The organism is Paraburkholderia sp. TE9906, from assembly GCF_056279605.1.
Genome location: NZ_JBWCCT010000004.1, coordinates 464015 through 479537, shown reverse-complemented (window position 1 = coordinate 479537; position 15523 = coordinate 464015). Strand labels below are relative to the sequence as shown.

11 protein-coding genes are annotated in these 15523 nt (G+C 66.3%); 10 read left to right on the top strand and 1 reads right to left on the bottom strand.

The features are described 5' to 3' along the window. Positions 1-134 precede the first annotated feature (134 nt). Positions 135-1895: a cation:proton antiporter gene (locus ACZ9H4_RS13115; RefSeq protein ID WP_476119227.1), complete on the bottom strand. Its 1761-nt coding sequence runs from the start codon at positions 1893-1895 to the stop codon at positions 135-137. Between the two features lie 206 nt (positions 1896-2101). Between ACZ9H4_RS13115 and ACZ9H4_RS13110 the strand changes: the two genes are divergently transcribed. The 10 genes from ACZ9H4_RS13110 to guaD all read left to right on the top strand — a co-directional run bounded on the left by ACZ9H4_RS13110 (position 2102) and on the right by guaD (position 15470). Further along, positions 2102-2788 (top strand): DUF2848 domain-containing protein, encoded by a 687-nt coding sequence (locus ACZ9H4_RS13110; protein WP_408140847.1) that lies wholly within the window; start codon positions 2102-2104, stop codon positions 2786-2788. A gap of 7 nt (positions 2789-2795) precedes the next feature. Further along, entirely contained in the window at positions 2796-4148 is a 1353-nt protein-coding gene (locus ACZ9H4_RS13105) for an MFS transporter (RefSeq protein WP_476119226.1), read from the top strand. A 270-nt stretch (positions 4149-4418) separates the two neighbouring features. Then, on the top strand, positions 4419-5099 hold the full coding sequence (locus ACZ9H4_RS13100) for a GntR family transcriptional regulator (protein ID WP_408140845.1): 681 nt from the start codon (positions 4419-4421) through the stop codon (positions 5097-5099). Between the two features lie 144 nt (positions 5100-5243). After that, complete coding sequence (locus ACZ9H4_RS13095; protein WP_408152507.1) at positions 5244-6623, top strand: amidase; 1380 nt, start codon at positions 5244-5246, stop codon at positions 6621-6623. A gap of 145 nt (positions 6624-6768) precedes the next feature. Continuing rightward, positions 6769-7278 (top strand): disulfide bond formation protein B, encoded by a 510-nt coding sequence (locus ACZ9H4_RS13090; protein WP_408140841.1) that lies wholly within the window; start codon positions 6769-6771, stop codon positions 7276-7278. A 481-nt stretch (positions 7279-7759) separates the two neighbouring features. Continuing rightward, entirely contained in the window at positions 7760-9325 is a 1566-nt protein-coding gene (gene xdhA, locus ACZ9H4_RS13085) for a xanthine dehydrogenase small subunit (protein WP_476119225.1), read from the top strand. Next, positions 9325-11754: a xanthine dehydrogenase molybdopterin binding subunit gene (gene xdhB, locus ACZ9H4_RS13080; protein WP_476119224.1), complete on the top strand. Its 2430-nt coding sequence runs from the start codon at positions 9325-9327 to the stop codon at positions 11752-11754. Before xdhA ends, xdhB begins: the two co-directional genes overlap by 1 nt. A gap of 131 nt (positions 11755-11885) precedes the next feature. Then, positions 11886-12902, top strand: coding sequence for a xanthine dehydrogenase accessory protein XdhC (xdhC, locus tag ACZ9H4_RS13075; RefSeq protein WP_408140835.1), 1017 nt, complete (start codon positions 11886-11888; stop codon positions 12900-12902). A gap of 53 nt (positions 12903-12955) precedes the next feature. Further along, entirely contained in the window at positions 12956-14014 is a 1059-nt protein-coding gene (locus ACZ9H4_RS13070; RefSeq protein WP_408152503.1) for an adenosine deaminase, read from the top strand. Positions 14015-14096: 82 nt separating this feature from the next. Further along, complete coding sequence (gene guaD, locus ACZ9H4_RS13065) at positions 14097-15470, top strand: guanine deaminase (RefSeq protein ID WP_476119223.1); 1374 nt, start codon at positions 14097-14099, stop codon at positions 15468-15470. The last annotated feature ends 53 nt before the right edge of the window (positions 15471-15523 follow it).

The following is a 15523-nucleotide window of genomic DNA, read 5'->3' as shown; positions in this document are numbered from 1 at the left end:
CGAATGAATATGCCCTGATTATCCGCCAGCCCAGCACGCCCCGCAAACGCACACACAATTGCTCACATTGTTTGCGGGTACTCCGGCGGAACTCGCGGGCGGCAAACCCGTGGGGCGCGCGGCACGCATCCCGATCACTCATGATCCGGCTGCTCTTCGAAAGTCTCGCGCAAGGCGATCTGCATCGACGCGTGAATCTTCACGCACCAGCGCCACACGAGCGCGAGCAGCACCGCCGCGCAGACCAGCACCACGGCGAGCAGGCCGGTCGGCGGCAGAATGCTGCCCGACAGCGCCGCGACCAGCAGAAACACGCCGACCATCGACACCACCGGCACCAGATCGGAGATCGCGTAACGGAGCGCACTCGTGAAGCGCCCCGCTGTCGCTGGCTGCACGCCGACTTCGGCGAGCAGCAGCGCGAGCGACTTGGTCTTGCGATAAACCGCCACGAGGAACGGCAGCGACACGACCAGCGCGACGCTCCACTGCACCGCGCGCTGCATCGGCTCGGAACTCAGCCAGTGCGCGAGCAGCTTGCCGGTATAAGGCGCGCTGTACGACACGGTGAGAAAAATCGCGGCGACCAGCGCGAGGTTGACCGCGATCTGCACGATGATCCTGCGCGTCATGCTGAAGAGCGTCGGCTCGCCGCTCCCTGTGCTCAGACTGCGCAGCCACTGGCCGTATAGGCTGAACACATTGGCGAGCGTAGCCGGCATCGCCTGGCCAAGGCGCCGGGTCAGCGGATCGGCGCCGCGGATCAGATACGGCGTGAAGAGCGTGGTCAGCGCCGACACCGCGACCGCGATCGGATAGAGAAACGCGCTCGTCACTTTCAGCGTCAAGCCGAGCGACGCGATGATGAACGAGAACTCGCCGATCTGCGACACGGTCATGCCCACGCGCATCGACGTGCGCGCGTCCTGCCCGGAGAGGAAGGTGCCGAGCCCGCACGACACGATCTTGCCGACGATCACCGCCACCGTGATCACCGCGATCGGCCACGCGTAGTCGAGCAGCACGGCGGGGTTCAGCATCAGGCCGATTGTCACGAAGAAGATCGCGGAAAAGGCGTCGCGCAACGGCGCGATCAGATGCTCGATCCGATGCAGATGGCGCGACTCGGCCATGATCGCGCCGATCAGGAACGCGCCGAGCGCAATGCTGTAGTCGAGCTTGACCACCAGCAGACAGAAGCCGAAGCAGAAGCCGAGCACCGACACCAGCAGCATCTCGTCGCTGCGCGTGCGCGCCACGTAGTTCAGCGCGCGCGGCACCACCAGCACGCCCACCAGCAGCGACACGGTCATGAACAGCAGCAGCTTGCCGAGCGTGACCATCGCGAGACCGGCGCTCAACTGGCCGGTCTGCGCGATGCCGGTCAGCAGCACGAGCATCGCGATGCCGAGAATGTCCTCGACGATCAGAATGCCGAACACCAGTTGCGCGAAACGTTCGCGTTTCAGGCCCAGTTCGGACAGCGCCTTGACGATGATGGTGGTCGACGAAATCGCGAGGATCGCGCCGAGGAACAGCGAATCCATCGGACTCCAGCCGAACGCGCTGCCGATCTCATAGCCGATCCACAGCATCAGCACGATCTCGGAAAGCGCCGCGACGATCGCCGTCGCGCCGACCTGGAAGAGCTTGCGCAAACTGAATTCGAGTCCCAGCGAAAACATCAGGAACACCACGCCGAGTTCGCCGAGCGTCTGGATGGTCTGCTCGTCGTGGATCAGCTGGAACGGCGGCGTGTACGGCCCGATGATCACGCCCGCGGCGATATAACCGAGCACCACCGGCTGCTTCAGGCGATGGAACAGCACGGTGACGACGCCGGCGAGCGCCATCACGACCGCCAGGTCCTGAATGAAGCCAATGCCCTGGTGCATGAATGCATCCCTTACAAAAAGTAATCTTAAAGAGGCAGTGTACCAGCCGCATCCGCCCCGCCGGATCGCGCAAAGGGCCGAAGGGTCTGGGGTTCCCCGATAGACAGCGCCCGTTGCACGCATGGGCGCCGGAATATTTTTGACACGCTGGACTCCTGTGAAATATCACAATAATATCTGTCGAATATTTTCTTTGGAGCCGAGTGATGCAGCCGTTGTCTTTCCATGTTGTAGAGTGCGCCGGTCAGAGCCGTGCGGAGCGGGTCGAAGTGAGCCGTCTGACCATCGCCGGGTGGGCCGGGCGCGATCAGGCGGCCATCGAGCACCACATAGCCGAGCTGGCCGAACTCGGCGTGAAGCGGCCGTCCACCACGCCGTGTTTCTATCGGCTCGGCGCGGAACTGCTGACGCAGGCCGAGCAGATCGACGTGGTCGGCGTGAAGTCCAGCGGCGAAGCCGAGTGCGTGCTGCTGCAAACGCCGGCGGGGTTGCTCGTGACGATCGGCTCCGACCATACCGACCGCGAGGTCGAGGCTTACGGCGTGACCGTCTCCAAACAGGTTTGCCCGAAACCGCTCGCGCGCGACGCATGGCGTTTCGACGACGTCGCCGGCCACTGGGACCAATTGGAAATGCGCGCATATGCCGTCGCGAACGGCGAGCGGCGCGTCTATCAGCAAGGCAGCGTCGCGTCGCTGCTGCCGGCCGCCGAGCTGCTCGCGCGCGCGCCGCTCGACGCCGGCGCGGCGATGTTCTGCGGCACGCTGGCGGTGCAAGGCGGGATCGTCGGGATGGCCGATGGCGATGCGCTCGAACTCGAACTGCACGATCCCGTCCTGAACCGCACGCTGCGCCACGCCTATCGCGTGCGCGCGCTAGCTATCGTCGAATGAGGCACCCATGAGCTCCCCATCGCCCGCCGTCAATGCCGACGCGTCTTCCGACGCGCTGCTCGAAGCCACCGCGCTGCGCAAGATCACCTGGCGCATCATGCCGTTCCTGTTTCTCGTCTACGTGCTGTCATATCTGGATCGCGTCAACATCGGTTACGCGAAGCTGCAGTTCACCGGCGACCTCGGATTGTCGAACGCGGCGTACGGACTCGGCGCGGGGATCTTTTTCTTCGGCTACTTCGTGTTCGAAGTGCCTAGCAACCTGCTGCTGAAGAAGTTCGGCGCGCGCGCCACGATCGCCCGCATCACGATGCTGTGGGGCCTGCTGTCGTGCCTGATGATGTTCGTGCGCAGCGAAACGATGTTCTACGTGCTGCGCTTTTTCCTCGGCGTGGCCGAAGCCGGGCTGGTGCCGGGCGTGGTGCTGTATCTGACCTTCTGGTTTCCGTCCGACCGGCGCGCGCGCATGGTCGCCGTGTTCATGGCGGCGATTCCGGTGGCGGGCATCATCGGCGCGCCTTTGTCGGGCTTTCTGATGTCGGCGCTGCATGACGCGCATGGTTTGCGCGGCTGGCAGTGGATGTTCCTGATCGAAGGCATTCCGTCGATCCTCGCGGGCTTCTGGGCGCTCGCCGTCCTGCGCAACACGCCCGCCGAAGCCGCGTGGCTCAACACGGACGAGAAGCGCGTGATCACGAGCCGCCTCGCGCGGGAAAACAGCGCGGCCACGGCGGCCGGCGCCGAGCACAGTCTGGCGGTCGCGTTGCGCTCGGGCCGTTTTTGGCTCCTCACGCTGATCTATTTCTGCCTCGTCACCGGCAATGCAGGCTTCTCGTTCTGGCTGCCGCAGATCGTCAAGGATCTCGGCGTGACGAACCTCGTCACCAACGGCTCCGTCACCGCAATTCCGTACCTCGCCGCGGGCATCGGCATGATCCTGATCGGCCGCTCGTCGGACATCACCGGCGAGCGGCGCTGGCACTACGCGATTTGCTGCTTCATAGGCGCGGCGGGGCTGCTCGGCAGCGCATCGGTGACGAACTCGATTCCGCTCGCCGTCACCGGCCTGTCGATCGCGTATATCGGCATCCTCGCGGGCTTCGGCATCTTCTGGTCGATGTCGACGACTTTCCTGCAAGGCACGGCGGCCGTCGCGGGTATCGCGGTGATCAACTCGATCGCGAACCTCGCGGGCTATGTGAGTCCATACGTGCTCGGCATCGTCAAGGACGCGACGCATAGCGTGACGTTCGGGCTGGTGCTGATCGCGGGGGCGCTGACCGTCGGCGGGCTGGTCACCTTGATGATGCCGCGCGTGAAGGTGCAACATGCGGCACAGGTTGCGCCGGGGCGTGCGTGAGCCTGGCATGAAGCGCGCCGGAATCGTGTTTGCAGCGCGGAGATCGACACGGATGCGTGGCGCAGGTGACCTGACGGCTAACGCGCAGCACACGCGGTGTGGTGCGCATCCGGCACGCCCTCGAACCGCGATCGCGGCGATATCCGCCCGCCGCGCTCACCGCGCACGCCACACACGCGACACGCAGCCCGACATCCCTGCGTACCGCCCGCCCCGTGCGCGCAAATCCTTGCACTACAATGCGGACGACACCGCCCGCCCGCTCGACCCATGACGCTCCAGCAGATTGCCCGCCCTTCCCAGCCCACCCGCGCGAGCGCCGCCGCGAGCCTCGCCGAACAGGCGTATGCGTTCGTCAAGCGCGAGATCATCACGATGCGGCTGCGGCCGAGCGAGGTGCTCAACGAAGCGGAGTTGATGGCGCTCACCGGGATCGGCAGAACGCCGGTCCACCAGGCGCTGCATCGCCTCGTGCACGAAGGCATGCTGACCATCATGCCGAGAAAGGGCATCATGGTCCGGCCGGTTTCGCTCGACGACGTGCTGGCGATCATCGACGTGCGTCTCGTCAACGAAAGCTACTGCGTCGAACTCGCCGCGCGCCACGCGCAGCAGCACGACTACGACGCGATGCAGGCGCTCCTGGACCGCTCGTCGGTATGCGTCGCCGCGCACGACATCGAAGGAATGATGGACATCGACCGCGAATTTCATCTGGCCATCTCGGCCGCCTCGCGCAACCCGGTGCTCGCCGACATCCTGCGCGGGCTGCATGAACGTTCGCTGCGCTTCTGGTTCATTTCGCTGTCCGAGCCGCATCATCTCGAAGACGTCCATGAAGAACATCTCGAACTGTTCCGGCTGCTGCGCGAGCGCGACGCCGAAGGGGCGCGTCAGTCGGTGCAGAAGCATATCGAGGCGTTCCGCGCGACGCTCTTCAACCGCATCTGAAGCATCCGGGGCGCACGCATCACGGTGCATCACGGCGACCGTTTTCAAGCGCACACCTGTTTGTCATCTTCATTAGCCGCCTTTATCTGCCGCATTCCTTGATCAACCGGCTTCGCCCGGTTCAACCGGATTCTCACCGACATCATGGCCACTGAATTCACGCCCTTCCCGCCGCTTGCCCAGCTTGCCGCCGACCTCGCCGCCGGACGCACCACGAGCCGCGCCCTCGTCGAAACCGCACTCGAACGGATCGAAGACCCGGCCGGCCAGGGCGCGGCCGCCTTTATGCACGTCGACGCCGGCAGCGCCCGCGCCGCCGCCGACGCGCACGACCGCCTGCGCGCGGCTGGCACCGTGCTCTCGCCGCTCGCCGGGATTCCGGTGTCGGTCAAGGACCTGTTCGACATCGAAGGCCAGCCGACCCGCGCGGGCTCCGTCGTGCTCGCCGACGCCCCGCCGGCGACAACGGACGCCGTCGCGGTCGCGCGTTTGAAGCGGGCCGGCGCGGTGATCGTCGGCCGCACCAACATGAGCGAGTTCGCGTTTTCCGGACTCGGCCTGAACCCGCACTACGGCAATCCGCTCTCGCCGTACCGGCGCAACGTGAAAGGCGACGAGCGGATTTCGGGCGGCTCCTCGTCGGGCGCGGCGGCCTCGGTCGCCGACGGCATGGCAGCCTTCGCGCTCGGCACCGACACCGGCGGCTCGATCCGCATCCCGGCCGCGCTGTGCGGCCTGACCGGCTTCAAGCCGACCGCCGCGCGCATCCCGAAACAGGGCGGCGTGCCGCTCTCGACGACGCTCGATTCGTTCGGGCCGATCGGCGTGTCGGTCGCGTGCTGCGCGCTGGTCGACCGGATGCTGGCCGGACTGGAGCCGCGCATTCCGGCCGCGCGGCCGCTCGAAGGCGTGCGCCTCGGCGTGCTGACTAACTTCGTCACCGACGGCGTCGAGCCGGCGGTCGCTGCCGCGATCGACACCGCCCTCAAGCACCTCGAGGCGGCCGGCGCGATCGTCAGCGAAGTGCGTTTCGCGCCGCTCGACCGTTTGCCCGAGATCAACCGCTTCGGCTTCTCACCGATCGAAGCGTATGCGTGGCATCGGCCGCTGCTCGACAAGCATCGCGAGCAATACGACCCGCGCGTGCTCACGCGCATTCTCAAAGGCCAGCCGGCCAGCGCCGTCGACTATCTGGACCTGCTCGCCGAACGCGAGGCGATGCTCGACGACGCCGCGCGCACGCTGTGGCAGCGCTTCGACGCGGTGGTCGCGCCGACCGTGCCGGTACTGCCGCCGCGCGTGGCCGACCTGATCCACGATGACGACGCCTTTGGCCGCACCAATGCGCTGATCCTGCGCAACCCGAGCGTGTTCAACTTCCTCGACACCTGCGCGCTGTCGCTGCCCTGCCATCTGCGCGGCGAGGCGCCGGTCGGGCTGATGCTGGCGGGCGCGCCGCACGCCGACGATGCGCTGCTCGCGATCGGGCGCGGCGCGCAGGCGGTGCTGAATGCAATTCGTTGAGCGGGACGGGCGCGGCGAGTGAAATGCCGGGTGGCCTGGTGACTCGGCGGTTCAGCGGACGCAATAGTGCGATAAGCGTCGGGGCAGGGGTTCGCGCTAGAATCGCGCTCACCTGCCCTTTTGTCTTCAGACCGCCCTACGATCCATGAACAACGACACTGCAATGCTGCGCCGCGAGCGCTCCCTGCTGGTTCTGCTTGGCCTGATCTGTGTCGCCCTGGTGGGCGGCGCGTTGTACCTGCAGTACTTCCTGCGCGAAGACCCGTGCCCGTTGTGCATCATCCAGCGCTATTTCTTCCTGCTGATTGCGATCTTCGCGTTCCTCGGCGCCCGCTTCAACCACTGGCGCGGCGTGCGTCTGCTGGAACTGCTGGCGGCGTTGTCGGCGCTCGCGGGCATCGTGACCGCCGCGCGGCACGTGTATGTCCAGGCCAATCCGGGCTTTAGCTGCGGCTTCGACGCGCTGCAGCCGGTGGTCGACAGTTTGCCGCCCGCTCATTGGCTGCCGGGCGTGTTCAAGGTGGCCGGCCTGTGCGAAACGGCCTATCCGCCGATTCTCGGCCTGACGCTGCCGATGTGGTCGCTGGTCGCGTTCGTGCTCGCGTTCATTCCGCTGGTGCTGAGCCTGGTCCGCAATCGCCGCCGGATCGCCTGATCGCGCTTCCCGCTTCCCGCCTCCGCTCCCCCGCTTCCCGTCCCGACACCACGCCGGACTTCGCGTCGCCGTTCGCGGCGGCCGAAGTCCGGCGTTTTTGCATCCGCGCAGCTTGTGCGAGCGTCTTTGCGATGACCGGCAATGAATCGGCAAAAACCGCAGCACCAACTCGGCAATCACCCGCCAAACACCACCCGCCAAAGACCCCGCAATAAGCGGCAAGCGCCCGCCAGTCACCCGCCCCCCTGTCTGGCCGTAGCCCCATCCCGCCCGCAGACGCAACTTCCCGGCCCCGCGCGAATCGTACTGAGGCGAGGATCGCTCATGACCACCGCCGAATAAGCTTCATGCGACATGGGAAATATTTTCGGGCCGCGGTAATGCTATCTTGGGAACTGGATGGCGATCTACGTGCGCGAGGCCGGCTTTGGCGACCCCATGCGTAACGCGCGCCCGGTCCGCACTGTCTTTCGGATTCGCCATGACAACGCAAACCATCCGCTTCTATCACCAGGGGTCCGTCCGCGAGGTTGCGGGCGTCCCGGCGACGCGCACCGTGCTCCAGCATCTGCGCGAGGATGCGTTTTGCACCGGCACCAAGGAAGGCTGCGCGGAAGGCGACTGCGGTGCCTGCACGGTGGTCGTCGGTGAACTGGACACGCGCGGTGCGCTCGTGCTCAAAGCGGTCAATGGCTGCATCCAGTTCCTGCCCACGTTGGACGGCCGCGCGCTCTTCACCGTCGAAGACCTGCGCGCCGCCGACGGCGCGCTGCACCCCGTGCAGCAGGCCATGGTCGATTGCCACGGTTCGCAATGCGGCTTCTGCACGCCCGGCTTCGTGATGTCGATGTGGGCGCTGTACGAAAACCAGCCCGCCGACGCCGGCCTGCCCACCCGCGACGAAATCAACGCCGCGCTGTCCGGCAATCTGTGCCGCTGCACCGGCTACCGGCCGATCGTCGAGGCGTCGCAGAAGATGTTCGACTACCCGCAGTACCCGCGCGTGACGCTGGAGCGCGCCGCCATCGCGGACACGCTGCGCGGCCTGCAACGCCCCGACACCTTCGAATACGGCGCACCCGATGCGCGCGGCGCGGCGTTCGGCCCGTCCACCTTCCGCGCGCCGGTCACGCTCGACGCGTTCGCCACGCTGCGTGCCGCCCATCCTCAGGCACGGCTACTCGCCGGCAGCACCGACGTCGGCCTGTGGGTCACCAAGCAGTTCCGCGATCTCGGCGACATCCTGTACATCGGCAACGTCGCCGAACTGAAAACCATCGAACGTGATGCGCAGACGCTGACGATCGGCGCAGCCGTCACGCTCGAAGACGCGTACGCGGCCCTCGCCGTCGATTACCCCGAACTCGCCGAACTGTGGACGCGCTTCGCGTCGCTGCCGATCCGCAACGCCGGCACGCTCGGCGGCAATGTCGCGAACGGCTCGCCGATCGGCGATTCGATGCCCGCGCTGCTCGCGCTCGACGCGCAAGTCGTGCTGCGCCACGGCCCGGCCAGCCGCACGCTGCCGCTCGATGCGTTCTACCTCGGTTATCAGAAAACCGCGCTCAAGGCCGGCGAATTCGTCGCGGCGCTGCGCGTACCGCGCCCGGCGGGCAACCTGCGCTTTCGCACATACAAGGTATCGAAGCGCTACGATCAGGACATCTCAGCAGTATGCGCGGCGTTCGCACTGCATCTCGGCGACGACGGCGCGATTCAGGCCGCGCGCATCGCCTTCGGCGGCATGGCGGCCACGCCGAAGCGCGCCGCGCAAACCGAAGCCGTGCTGAACGGCGCAACCTGGAACGAAAGCACCGCGCGGCAGGCGATGAACGCACTCGTCGCCGATTACCAGCCGCTCACCGACATGCGCGCGTCGAGCGCCTACCGGCTGAAGGTGGCGCGCAACCTGCTGTGGCGCTTTCACCTCGAAACTCGCCAGGAAGCGCCGCTCGCGCTGCTCGACGTGAATGCGTTCTGCTTCGCGGCCGCGGTGTCAGGCGTGCCTGCGACGCCGGATGCGGCCGCAGCGAAGGAGCCATCGTGATGAACCGCACCGATGCTTTCGTCGAACACGCGGGCGGGACGCTTGCGAGCAAGCACGCCGCCGCGCATGAACGCGATAACAACGCCGCGATCGGCGTGTCCCTGCCGCACGAATCGGCTGCTCTGCATGTGAGCGGCGAAGCCACCTACACCGACGACATCGCCGAACTGCAAGGCACGCTGCACGCGGCGCTCGGCCTGTCGCGCCATGCGCACGCGCGGATCGTGTCGATGGATCTGGACGCGGTCCGGAAGTCGCCCGGCGTGATCGCGGTGCTGAGCGCCGCGGACATCCCCGGCGAAAACAATTGCGGCCCGGTGCTGCACGACGACCCGATTCTCGCCGTCGACGAAGTGCTGTATCTCGGCCAGCCGGTGTTCGCAGTGATCGCCGAGAGCCACGAACTGGCGCGCCGAGCGGCAGCGCTCGCGAAAAGCGACGACGTGATCCGCTACGAACCGCTCGACGCCATTCTCACGCCAGTCGAGGCGAAGGCCGCGAAGCAGTTCGTGCTGCCGCCGCTGCATCTGAAACGCGGCGAGCCCGACGCGAAGATCGCCACCGCACCGCACAGAATCAGCGGCACGTTCGAAGTGGGCGGCCAGGAGCAGTTTTATCTGGAAGGCCAGATCGCCTATGCGGTGCCGAAGGAAATGGACGGCATGCTCGTCTACAGTTCGACGCAGCATCCGAGCGAAATGCAACAAGTGGTCGCCCATATGCTCGACTGGCCCGCGCACAACGTGGTGTGCGAATGCCGGCGCATGGGGGGCGGCTTCGGCGGCAAGGAATCGCAGTCGGCCCTGTTCGCGTGCGTGGCGGCGTTGGCGGCGAAGCTGTTGCGCCGTCCCGTCAAACTGCGCGCCGATCGCGACGATGATTTCATGATCACCGGCAAGCGCCACGACGCCGTCTACGAATACGAAGCGGGCTTCGACGACACCGGCCGCATTCTCGGCGCGCGCGTCGAAATCGCTTTGCGCGCGGGCTATTCGGCCGACCTGTCGGGCGCGGTCGCGACGCGCGCCGTGTGCCACTTCGACAACGCGTACTACCTCTCTGACGTCGATATTGTCGCGCTGTGCTGCAAGACCAACACGCAATCGAACACCGCGTTCCGTGGCTTCGGCGGACCGCAAGGCGCGCTCGTGATGGAAGTGCTGCTCGACGACATCGCGCGTCATTTAAAGCGCGATCCGCTCGACGTGCGTCTCGCCAACTACTACGGCGTCGGCGAGCGCGATACGACGCCGTATGGGCAGCGCGTCGAAGACAACATCATCGCGCCGCTGACCGACGCGCTGCTCGACAGCAGCGACTACCGCGCACGGCGCGCGGCGCTCGCCGCCTTCAACGCGGGCAGTCCGGTGCTCAAGCGCGGCATCGCGTTTTCGCCGGTCAAGTTCGGCATCTCGTTCAATGTGCCGTTTCTGAACCAGGCCGGCGCGCTGGTGCACGTGTACAAGGACGGCTCGGTGCTCGTCAATCACGGCGGCACCGAAATGGGCCAGGGGCTCAACACGAAAGTCGCGCAGGTGGTCGCGAATCAGTTCGGCTTGCCGCTCTCGCGCGTGCGGGTGACGGCGACGGATACGTCCAAGGTCGCGAATACGTCGGCGACCGCGGCGTCGACCGGCAGCGATCTGAACGGCAAAGCCGCCGAAGCGGCAGCGCGAACAGTTCGCGCGCGGCTCGCCGAACTCGCGGCCAAACAGCTCGGCGGCAATGCGCAGGAAGTGCAATTCGCCAACAGCACAGTGTCGGTGAACGGCGGCGCAATGCCCTTCGAGCAACTGGTCGGCGCGGCGTATCTCGCGCGCGTGCAGTTGTGGTCGGACGGTTTCTACACGACGCCGAAAGTGCATTGGGATGCGAAGACGCTGACCGGTCATCCGTTCTATTACTTTGCGTATGGCGCGGCGGTGTCCGAAGTCGTGATCGACACGCTGACCGGCGAATGGAAACTGCTGCGCGCGGACGTGCTGCACGACGCCGGCCAATCGATCAATCCGGCGATCGACATCGGCCAGGTGGAAGGCGGCTTCATTCAGGGCATGGGCTGGCTCACCACCGAGGAACTGTGGTGGAACCGCGATGGCCGTCTGATGACGCACGCGCCGTCCACATACAAGATTCCCGCTGTCAGCGATACGCCCGCCGCGTTCCACGTGCAGCTCTATCAGAACCAGAACGCGGAGCCGACCGTGTTCCGCTCGAAGGCCGTCGGCGAGCCGCCGCTTCTGCTGCCGTTCTCGGTGTTCCTTGCGATTCGCGACGCGATCGCTTGCGCCGTGCCAGGCGCGCAACCTGCTCCTGCGTTGCGGGCGCCGGCCACGCCCGAAGCGATACTCGATGCGCTGGACGCGTTGCAGTCCGCCCATGCGGCCGAAGCATCCGCCACGCAGACGAGCATCGGCACGACGGCCTGAAAACAACCGCAATAGAATGACCGGAATGAATCAAACCCACGGCCTGACGCGACACGAACGCATCAGGCCGCACGCAAAAGCGCAACCGGCCGCACGGACACCCCGTGCGGCCCCGTATGGAGAACCGCCGGATGCAAGCCTGGCTACCTGAGCTGCAACAACTGCTCGCGCACGGCGACGCCGCCGTGCTGGTGACGGTCGCGCGCGTCGAAGGGTCGGCGCCGCGCGAGGCCGGCACGAAGATGATCGTCACGCGCGAATCGGCCAAGCATACGATCGGCGGCGGCCACCTCGAATGGAAGGCGATCGAGACCGCGCGCCAGGTGCTGCGCGACGGCATGCGCTCGCCGCATATGCGCCGGCTGGAGCGTTTCGCGCTCGGCCCGAGCCTCGGCCAATGCTGCGGCGGCGCGGTGATACTCGCGTTCGAGCGGCTCGACATCGGCGACCTCGGCTGGATCACCTCGCTCGCGAAGCGCGTGGCCGCGGGTCAATCGACGGTGCGTAGCGTATCATTCGGCCCCGCGCCGGATGCCGTGATGCTGTCCGAGCCCGAGCCGGGCGTCGATGCCGCCGACTGCCTGCTGTGGGACGGCGCCGGTTTCGACGACAGCAGCGCGCTGCTCACCGAAACCATCGCACCGGGTGACTTCTCCGTCGTGCTGTTCGGCGCGGGCCACGTGGGCGCCGCGCTGGTGCGCGTGCTGGCCACGCTGCCCTGCACCGTGCGCTGGGTCGACGAACGCGACGCGCAATTCCCGCCGCTGGAATCGCTGCACGCGCCGAACGTCAAGCTCGATCCGAACGACGCGCCCGACGAAGCGATCGACCAGGCCGCGCCGAACACGTACTTCATCGTGATGACGCACAATCATGCGCTCGATCTCGAACTGGCCGAGCGCATTCTGCGGCGCGGCGACTTCGCGTTCTTCGGCATGATCGGCTCGCATAGCAAGCGCAAGCAGTTCGAGCACCGGCTCGCGGCGCGCGGCATCGACCCGTCGCAGATCGCGCGGATGAAGTGTCCGCTCGGCGTCGACGGCATCGTCGACAAGTCGCCGGAGATCATCGCGATCTCGGCGGCGGCGCAGGTGCTGCAGGCCGTCGAGGCGAACGCGGGCACGCATCACGCGCCGCAAGCGGTCTGAAACGCGACGCACGACGCACGGCGCGCAACGGTTCCAACACACTTCAAACCACCATGACTACCACGACCGCCACCACGATCTCCCCCTCGCTCGCCGATAAAACCGCGCGCGCGCCGAAGGCCGAGCTGCACATTCATATCGAAGGCTCGCTCGAACCCGAACTGATTTTCGCGCTCGCCGAACGCAACGGCGTGAAGCTCGCGTACGACTCGATCGACGCGCTGCGCGCGGCCTACGCGTTCACCGATCTGCAATCGTTCCTCGACATCTACTACGCGGGTGCCAGCGTGCTGCTGCACGAGCAGGACTTCTACGACATGACGATGGCGTATGTCGAACGGTGTCTCGCCGACAACGTGATTCACAGCGAGATCTTCTTCGACCCGCAGACGCACACCGAACGCGGTGTGCCGATCGCAACCGTCGTGGCCGGCATCGAGCGCGCGCTCGCCGATGCGGAAAAACGCGGCATGACGAGCAAGCTGATTCTGTGCTTCCTGCGCCATCTGTCCGAAGAGGATGCGCTCGCCACGTTTGACGAAGCGTTGCCGCTGTTCGAGCAGTACAGGCACCGGCTGATCGGTGTTGGCCTGGACTCGTCGGAGCGCGGCCATCCGCCGTCGAAGTTCGAACGCGTGTTCGCCAGGGCGCGCGCGCTCGGCCTGAAACTCGTCGCGCACGCGGGCGAGGAAGGGCCGCCGTCGTATATCTACGAAGCGCTCGATCTGCTGAAAGTCGACCGCGTCGATCACGGTGTGCGCAGCATCGAGGACCCGGCGCTCGTCACGCGTCTGGCCGACTCGCGCGTCGCGTTGACCGTCTGCCCGCTGTCGAACCTGAAGCTGTGCGTGTTCGACGACCTCACCAAGCACACGCTGAAGGACCTGCTCGATCGCGGCGTCGCGGTGACGGTGAATTCCGACGACCCGGCCTACTTCGGCGGCTACGTGAACGCCAACTATCTCGCCACCATTGACGCGTTGAAGCTCAACGACGCCGAGGTATACACGATCATCCGCAACAGCTTCGAAGCGTCGTTCGTGACGCCGCAGGAGCGTGGCGCGCTGATCGCGAAGCTCGACGCGCATTGGCATCAAAGCGGCCCGCACTGAAGGGCCGGAAAAAGGCAGCCGGCGGCGGCACGGTTTGTCCGTCCGCGCCGCCCGGCTTTTCACATTCGGAGACGGTTTTTCCATGACTCAAGCGACTAACCCGGCCCACCCGGCCAAAGCAGCGCAGTCGGCATTTCGCGCGCAACTGCTGACCTTCACCGGCGACCCCGCGCAATCGCCCGACGCGGCGGTGTTCCACGAGGACGGCCTGCTGATCGTCGAAGACGGCCACGTGAGCGCGGCGGGCGCGTATGCGGCGCTCGCATCGCGGCTCGCGCCGGGCACCCAGGTGCAGGAAATGCGCGACAAGCTGATCGTGCCGGGTTTCATCGATACGCACATTCACTTTCCGCAAACGGACATGATCGCGTCGCCGGCGCCGGGTTTGTTGCCGTGGCTCGACACCTACACGTTTCCGACCGAGCGCCGCTTCACCGATCCGGCGTATGCGCGCGACACCGCGAGCTTCTTTGTCGACGAACTGCTCGCGTGCGGTACGACCACCGCGCTCGTGTACTGCACGGTCCACAAGCAGTCCGCCGACGCGCTCTTCACCGAGAGCGAGGCGCGCAATCTGCGGATGGTGGCGGGCAAGGTGCTGATGGACCGCAACTGCCCCGAGTTCCTGCGCGACACGGCGCAATCGGGCTACGACGACAGCGCGGAGCTGATCGGCCGCTGGCACAATCGCGGGCGCCAGATGTACGCGCTCACGCCGCGTTTCGCGCCGACTTCGACCGAAGCGCAGCTCGAAGCGTGCGGCGTGCTGGCGCGCCAGCATCCGGACGTGTTCGTCCAGAGCCATGTCGCGGAAAACGTCGACGAAGTGAAATGGGTCGCGGGTCTGTTCCCCGGCCACCGCAGCTATCTGGACATTTACGATCATTACGGCCTGCTGCGCCGCCGCGCGGTGTACGGCCATTGCATCCACCTCGACGAGGCGGATCGCCAACGCATGGCGCAAACCGGTACGGTCGCCTCGCATTGCCCGACCTCGAACCTGTTTCTCGGCAGCGGCCTGTTCGATTTCGACAAGGCCGGCGCGGCGGGCATGCCGATCGCGCTGGCGACCGACGTCGGTGGCGGCACCTCGTTCTCGATGCTGCAAACGATGAACGAAGCGCACAAGGTCGCGCGGCTGGGCGGGCACCACCTGAGCGCGACGCGGATGTTTTATCTGGCGACCGCAGGTGCAGCCGTTGCGCTCGATCTCGCGGACAAGGTCGGCACGTTGAAGCCGAACTCGGAAGCGGACTTCGTGGTGCTCGATCCGCAGGCGACGCCGCTGCTCGCGCGCCGCACCGCACGCACCGGATCGCTGGAGGAACTGCTGTTCGCGTTCGCGCTGCTCGGCGACGATCGTGCGGTCTACGAAACGTATGCGGCGGGCAAGCGCGTGCATCGTCGCGACGATGTGCGGCAGCATGCGGTGCGAGCGGCGAGGATTGCGGCCTGAGTGCGCGTTGATCGCGACATGACGAGGCGGCCTCGCTCGGGCCGCTGAATGAA